Origin of the sequence: Streptomyces sp. NPDC056527 (assembly GCF_042794475.1) — a bacterium.
Taxonomy (GTDB): Bacteria; Actinomycetota; Actinomycetes; order Streptomycetales; family Streptomycetaceae; genus Streptomyces.
Map to the genome: position 1 here is coordinate 1 of NZ_JBHTTQ010000187.1, position 6554 is coordinate 6554.

The 6554-nt window shown below is 73.9% G+C and carries 5 protein-coding genes and 1 pseudogene; 3 read left to right on the forward strand and 3 right to left on the reverse strand.

Annotated features, from left to right (window positions below; translation table 11 throughout):
• Positions 1 to 50: 50 nt before the first annotated feature.
• Positions 51 to 1067, reverse strand: coding sequence for a sigma factor-like helix-turn-helix DNA-binding protein (locus tag ACFQ7Q_RS37160; protein ID WP_383563398.1), 1017 nt, complete (start codon positions 1065 to 1067; stop codon positions 51 to 53).
• Positions 1068 to 1454: 387 nt separating this feature from the next.
• Positions 1455 to 1655 (reverse strand): annotated as a pseudogene (locus ACFQ7Q_RS37165) (helix-turn-helix transcriptional regulator); the annotation flags it as partial.
• Between the two features lie 111 nt (positions 1656 to 1766).
• Here ACFQ7Q_RS37165 and ACFQ7Q_RS37170 point away from each other — a divergent pair.
• A complete protein-coding gene (locus ACFQ7Q_RS37170; RefSeq protein WP_383563389.1) occupies positions 1767 to 3320 on the forward strand; it encodes a DUF6350 family protein in 1554 nt (517 codons plus the stop codon).
• A 10-nt stretch (positions 3321 to 3330) separates the two neighbouring features.
• Here the strand turns inward: ACFQ7Q_RS37170 and ACFQ7Q_RS37175 are convergent, their stop codons facing one another.
• Positions 3331 to 4002, reverse strand: a complete 672-nt coding sequence (locus ACFQ7Q_RS37175; RefSeq protein WP_383563392.1) for a hypothetical protein — start codon at positions 4000 to 4002, stop codon at positions 3331 to 3333.
• Between the two features lie 243 nt (positions 4003 to 4245).
• On the opposite strand from ACFQ7Q_RS37175, the gene purN reads away from it, so the two are divergent.
• Both purN and purH read left to right on the forward strand, forming a co-directional pair.
• On the forward strand, positions 4246 to 4860 hold the full coding sequence (gene purN / locus ACFQ7Q_RS37180; RefSeq protein ID WP_329116972.1) for a phosphoribosylglycinamide formyltransferase: 615 nt from the start codon (positions 4246 to 4248) through the stop codon (positions 4858 to 4860).
• Positions 4857 to 6419, forward strand: coding sequence for a bifunctional phosphoribosylaminoimidazolecarboxamide formyltransferase/IMP cyclohydrolase (gene purH / locus ACFQ7Q_RS37185; RefSeq protein WP_383563395.1), 1563 nt, complete (start codon positions 4857 to 4859; stop codon positions 6417 to 6419). Before purN ends, purH begins: the two co-directional genes overlap by 4 nt.
• Positions 6420 to 6554: the final 135 nt, after the last annotated feature.

The window sequence follows — 6554 nt, forward strand, 5'->3', positions numbered from 1 at the left end:
CCGGGAAACCGGGAGGCGCGGGGCCCACTCGCGTTCGCAGGCTCGTGCGGCTACTCGGGCTCGGGGATCAGCCGCTCCGGACCGTGGTGCGGCTGCGAGCGCAGCTTGTCGCGCAACTGCTTGTCCTCCGAGGTGAGCTTCTGCGAGCCACCGCGGACCGGGACGCCGTTGACGGTCTCGCCCGGGTGGTTCACCGGCAGGTACTGCGTCGGCGCGGTCGCGGCGGTGAAGGCCGTCGCTCCGATGAGCACCGCCGTCACGCCGACCACCGCCCGTGTCCACATCCGGGAGCGGCGTTCGCTGCCCGACCGTACGGTCTCGGCCTCGGCGAGCGTCGTCGACGGCGCCTCGGCGGCAAGGATGCCCAGCCGCTCGTGCAGGGCCTGGGGGTCGGCGAGTTCGGGCACGCGCTGCCCGATGACGGTACGGGCGTGCAGCAGCCGGTTGGCGGCGGCGGGGGTGCTCGCCTCGGTCTCGGCCGCCGTCTCGGGCAGGTCGAGGCCGAGTCCGTCGTAGAGCAGGACGGTACGGCGGTACGGCGGCGGCAGTTCGAGCAGTGTCGCGAGCAGGGCCCGTCGCCCGGCCTCGGCGGGCGGTGCGTCGGGGTGCTTGTGGGCGCGGCGCAGCCGGTGCCAGGGAGAGAGCGCGTACTCGTAGGCGGCGGCCCGTACCCAGCCGACGGGGTCGCGGTCCACGGCGACCTCGGGCCAGTTCTCCCAGGCCTGGTGGAAGGCGCGCTCGACGGACTCCCTGGCGAGCAGACGGCGACCTGTCAGCAGATACGCCTGGTGGACGAGACCGGGGGCCGCGTGCGCGTAGAGCGCGTCGAAGGCCTCCTCGGGGGTGAGGGTGGGCTCCGCCGGGGGCTGGGCGGGGGGCGCGGGTGGCTGGGGCGCGAGGAGGGTCTCCACCGGTTTCTGCCGCTCCTGGGGGTATCGGGTGGCGGGGGCGCCGGACCGGACGGGCCGAGCGGGCCTCCGTCCGGAGCCGAGGCCGAGTCCGGCGGGTGCCGGGGTCCTGGGAGGCTTGGCGGCGCGCTTGGCCGCGGCCTTCGGGCGGGTGCTCACCGGCGGCACGGCGGGCGCCGCGGCGGGCCTACCGGGCCGACCACCGTTCTCGGACCCGGTCCCCGGCCTGGAAGCGGGCCTGAGCGGGGGGCCGGCCGGTGCGGGGTCCGTCCCCGGCACGGACGTGGGCATCGGCGGGGAGCCGGGCGCTGTGGAGTCCGTACGCGGCCCGGATGGGGGCCTGGGTGGTGGGCCGGCCGGTGCGGGGTTTGTCGCCGGCACGGACGTGGGTCTCGGCGGGGAGTCGGCCGCCGTGGAGTCCGTACGCGGCCCGGAAGCGGGCCTGGGTGGGGAGCCGGGTGCCACGGGGTCCGTCTCACTGCGCGCCGCGGTCGGGGGTGGCGCGGATGAGGTGTTCGGGGGCGTGAAGGTGGGCTCGGGGGCGGTCAGGAGCTTTGCGTACGCCTCCCGCTTTCGGCCGCGTGGCTCCGTGCGGCCGGTTTCCCAGGAGCGGACCGTGGCCCGTGTGACGCCGATCGCGTCGGCCACGTGTTCCTCGCTCAGGCCCAGGGCCTCGCGCAATCGGCGCCGCTCCTTCGGAGACGGCAGCGAGACGGAATCGGCTGTTCCCCGACTCGTCGGACTCATGGGCGACTACCTCCCGCAGAGCTACTCCGGGCGGAAAAGTACATAAACGTATCTTGAGCGACACAACGGCGGTTTGCCTGTTACGCGTGAAAAGCGCGTGTCGTTGGGAGCATGGGCCGCGTGACCCAGCTGACCGAGCACACCCCCTCGTCGACGGCCGATCCACGGGTCCGGGGCGGCCGATCCACCGCGCTGGCGACCGCCGTCGTACGCGGCGGGGTCGCGGCCGGACTCGGGCTCGGCGCGCTGGCGGTACTCGTCATGGCGGCGTGGATCAGCTCCCCGTACCCCGACAGCGGACCCGGCGGGGCCCTGCACACGACCGCCGGGCTGTGGCTGCTCGCCCACGGGGTGGACCTCGTCCGCACGGAGACCCTCACCGGGGTGCCCGCGCCGCTGGGTGTCGCCCCGCTGCTGCTCATGGCCCTGCCGGGCTGGCTCACGCACCGGGCCGCACGGGACACCCTGGAGTCGGCCGAGGACGGGTCCAGGCCCTCCGCCGCCGGTGCGGTGACCGCGGTGTGCGGTGGATATCTGCTGGTCGCGGCAGGTGTCGTGGTCTACGCGGCGAACGGTCCGCTCCCGGCGGACCTGCCGTCCGCCGTCTTCTGGCTGCCCGTGACGGTCGCCGCCGCGGCCGGCCTGGGCGTCTGGACGGCGAACGGGCGCCCGCTGCCGGAACAGGAGCACGCGGTCGTGGCGCTGCGCTCGGCCGGGACCGCGCTCGTTGCTCTCTTCGGGGGAGGAGCCGCGCTCTTCGGGGTCTCGCTGGTCTGGCATGCGAACGCGGCGCACCAGTCCTTCGCCGGGCTCGCGGGGGAGTGGACGGGGCAGGTCTCCGTGCTGCTGCTGGCCGTCGCGCTGCTGCCGAACGCGGCCGTGTGGGGTGCGTCGTACGGTCTGGGGCCCGGATTCGCGATCGGCGCGGGCGCCTCGGCGACACCGCTCGGACTCACGGGAACCGCCGCGGTCCCGCCCTTCCCGCTGCTGGCCGCGCTGCCCGCCCAGGGCCCCGGCACCTGGCCGCACTGGGCCGCCGTCGCCGTCCCGCTCGTCGCGGTGCTGCTCCTGGGCGGAGCCGTGGGACGTTCGGCACGCACCTGGACGGGCCGGGAGGCGGCGCTGACGGTCCTGCTCGCGGCCTGGGCGTGCGGCGCGGCGGTGACGCTCCTCGCGGCGGCCGCGGGCGGCCCGCTCGGGTCGGGCCGACTGTCGGCGTTCGGCCCGGTGTGGTGGCAGACGGGCGCGGCGGCGGTGCTGTGGTGCGCGGCACTGGGGGTGCCGACGGCCCTGGCCGTACGGGCCTGGGTGCGCCGCGGCCCGAAGCCGGAGCGCGCCGCCCTCGTGCCGGAGGCCGTACCGCTCGCGTCCGTCGCCGCCCCGGCGCCCGGGCCCGCGCCGACGCCCGTGCGCGAGCAGCTCGCCGAGGAGGAGGACGACGAGGGCGGCTTCGAGCCGTACGACTACCTCCCGGCGGCCTGGGAACAGACCCCGCCGCCCCCGGCCCCACCACGGACGGCGCCGGAGCCGCCGACATTCCTGGAGACGCCGACTTCCCAGGAGACGCCTACGCCCCCGGAGCCGCCGACCTTCCCGGAGACACCTCCGGCGCCGGAGGAGCCCCCGGCGCCGGAGTCGCAGTCCCCGGCGCCCGCCGAGGACTAGGCGGTGCTGTCTACTCCTGCACCCCGAAGACGTCCCGCAGCGGCTCCGGCAGCAGGTCGTTGCAGGCCAGCTGACCGGACTTGGTCAGGGCGTCGTCGGCGCAGGTGTAGAAGTCGCGGTACACGAGCTGGATCGTGAAACTCCCCGCCACGATCAGCAGGGAGAGCACCGCCGCGACCAGGCCGCTGACGGCCGCCGTGCGCTGGGCGCGCGCCGGGAGACCGGTGGCCGGACCGGCGGGCGCCGGCGGCGTGGAGGGATCCGAGGGCGGCGCCTTGGGCTTGGTCCGCAGCGCGCTGATCGCCCAGTACAGGGCGAGCGCGCCCAGGAGCAGCGCCAGCTCCTGGATCTCGAAGATGGCGAAGAAGAACGCCCACATGCCCGCGAGCAGCGCGTACCGCGCACGCCGCTGCGCCGGGTCCGTCGGGTCCCACTTCGGGTTCGGCCCCTGGCCCTGCTCCGGGCCCCCCTGGCGTTCGGGGCGGCGGCCGAAGCCGTCGGAGGAGCGGCCCGGCTGACGGCTGCTCCAGCGGCCTCCGGAGCCGCCCGAGCCACCGGAGTCGCCGGACGAAGCGTCGTCGTCCGAGCCCTCCGGCCGCCGCGGCTGCCACGGCTGGTCCGGCTGCCCCTCGGGCGGCGGCGCGAACGGATTGTTGTCGTCCGTGGACTGGCGTTCCGGCATCTGCTGAACGTCTTCCCTCTGTCGTCGCAACTGCTGTCTCAACTGCTGTTTCAACTGCCGTGTCAACTGGTGTCTCTACTGTCGTCGAACCCTGACGCTACCCCCCGGCCACGCCCCCGTCCCGTGGGGGCCGTCCGGTGTGCCGGTATCGTTGCTGACGGTCGGGCCCTTCGTAGGGTTCCCCGTATTCGGAGGCACGATTCCTTTGTGCGACCGTACAAACACCACGGAAAGAGTGACCGAGTGGCCGCCGCCCGCCTCGTCGTCCTGGTATCCGGGTCCGGCACCAACCTCCAGGCCCTGCTCGACGCCATCGCCGCCGACCCCGAGGGGTACGGGGCGGAGATCGTCGCCGTCGGCGCGGACCGCGACCACATCGCAGGTCTGGAGCGCGCCGAGCGCGCCGGACTGCCCACCTTCGTGTGCAAGGTGAAGGACCACGCGACCCGCGAGGAGTGGGACCGCGCCCTGACCGAGGCCACCGCCGCGTACGAGCCCGACCTGGTCGTCTCGGCCGGCTTCATGAAGATCGTCGGCAAGGAGTTCCTCGCCCGTTTCGGCGGGCGGGTCGTCAACACCCATCCGGCGTTGCTGCCCAGTTTTCCCGGTGCCCATGGAGTGCGGGACGCACTCGCGTACGGCGCGAAGGTCACCGGATGCACCGTCCACTTCGTCGACGACGGCGTCGACACCGGCCCGATCATCGCCCAGGGCGTGGTCGAGGTCCGGGACGAGGACGATGAAGACGCTCTCCATGAGCGCATCAAGGAAGTCGAGCGTTCGCTGCTCGTCGAGGTCGTGGGGCGTCTGGCCCGGCACGGCTACCGCATTGAGGGACGAAAGGTAACAATCCCGTGACCGCCGAAGGTACGAAGCGCCCCATCCGCCGCGCACTCGTCAGCGTCTACGACAAGACCGGCCTTGAGGAGCTGGCCCGCGGCCTGCACGAGGCGGGTGTCTCCCTCGTCTCCACCGGCTCCACCGCCTCGAAGATCGCCGCGGCCGGCGTCCCGGTCACCAAGGTCGAGGAGCTCACCGGCTTCCCCGAGTGCCTGGACGGCCGCGTCAAGACGCTCCACCCGCGCGTGCACGCCGGCATCCTCGCCGACCTGCGCCTGGAGGACCACCGCAACCAGCTCGCCGAGCTGGGCGTCGAGCCCTTCGACCTGGTGATCGTGAACCTGTACCCGTTCAAGGAGACCGTCGCCTCCGGCGCCACTCCCGACGAGTGCGTCGAGCAGATCGACATCGGCGGCCCGTCGATGGTCCGCGCCGCCGCCAAGAACCACCCCTCCGTGGCCGTGGTCACCAGCCCGGCGCGGTACGCCGACGTCCTCGCGGCCGCCCAGAGCGGCGGCTTCGACCTGACCACGCGCAAGCGCCTGGCGGCCGAGGCCTTCCAGCACACCGCCGCGTACGACGTGGCCGTCGCCTCCTGGTTCGCCGACGACTACGCCGCCGCCGACGACTCGGGCTTCCCCGACTTCCTGGGCGCCACCTACGAGCGCTCCAACGTGCTGCGCTACGGCGAGAACCCGCACCAGGGCGCCGCGCTCTACGTCGACGGCACCGGCGGCCTGGCCGACGCCGAGCAGCTGCACGGCAAGGAGATGTCGTACAACAACTACACGGACACCGACGCCGCGCGCCGGGCCGCGTACGACCACACCGAGCCCTGTGTCGCGATCATCAAGCACGCCAACCCGTGCGGCATCGCCGTCGGCGCGGACGTCGCCGAGGCGCACCGCAAGGCGCACGCCTGCGACCCGCTCTCCGCGTTCGGCGGCGTGATCGCCGTCAACCGTCCGGTCTCCGTCGCGATGGCCGAGCAGGTCGCCGAGATCTTCACCGAGGTCGTCGTCGCCCCCGGTTACGAGGACGGCGCGGTCGAGGTTCTCGCCAAGAAGAAGAACATCCGCGTCCTGCGGGCCGAGGGCGCCCCGGCCAACCCGGTCGAGGTCAAGCCGATCGACGGCGGCGCGCTCCTCCAGGTCACCGACCGTCTCCAGGCCGAGGGCGACGACCCGGCGAACTGGACCCTGGCGACGGGCGACGCCCTGTCCGCCGAGGAGCTGGCCGAGCTCTCCTTCGCCTGGAAGGCCTGCCGCGCGGTCAAGTCCAACGCGATCCTGCTCGCCAAGGACGGCGCCTCGGTCGGCGTCGGCATGGGCCAGGTCAACCGCGTCGACTCCGCGAAGCTCGCGGTCGAGCGCGCCGGCGAGGAGCGGGCGCGCGGCTCGTACGCCGCGTCGGACGCGTTCTTCCCGTTCCCGGACGGCCTGGAGATCCTCACGGCGGCGGGCGTCAAGGCCGTCGTGCAGCCGGGTGGATCGGTGCGGGACGAGCAGGTCGTCGAGGCCGCCAAGAAGGCGGGCGTGACCATGTACTTCACGGGCACGCGCCACTTCTTCCACTGATACGAGGGCGGCGCCCCCCCTGTCACAGGGGGCGCCGCCTTTTCCGTCGTACGACGGTGTCGCCCGGGAGACGGTCTCGGCGCTTCGCACAGCCCCGAGGGCATGCGGGCGGGCTGCGCCACCGTCCGGTGACGC

Bases quoted from the DNA above. Each gene is read 5' to 3' on its own strand.
- ACFQ7Q_RS37170 (WP_383563389.1), top strand. From the start codon at position 1,767: ATGGGCCGCGTGACCCAGCTGACCGAGCACACCCCCTCGTCGACGGCC.
- ACFQ7Q_RS37175 (WP_383563392.1), bottom strand. From the start codon at position 4,002: ATGCCGGAACGCCAGTCCACGGACGACAACAATCCGTTCGCGCCGCCG.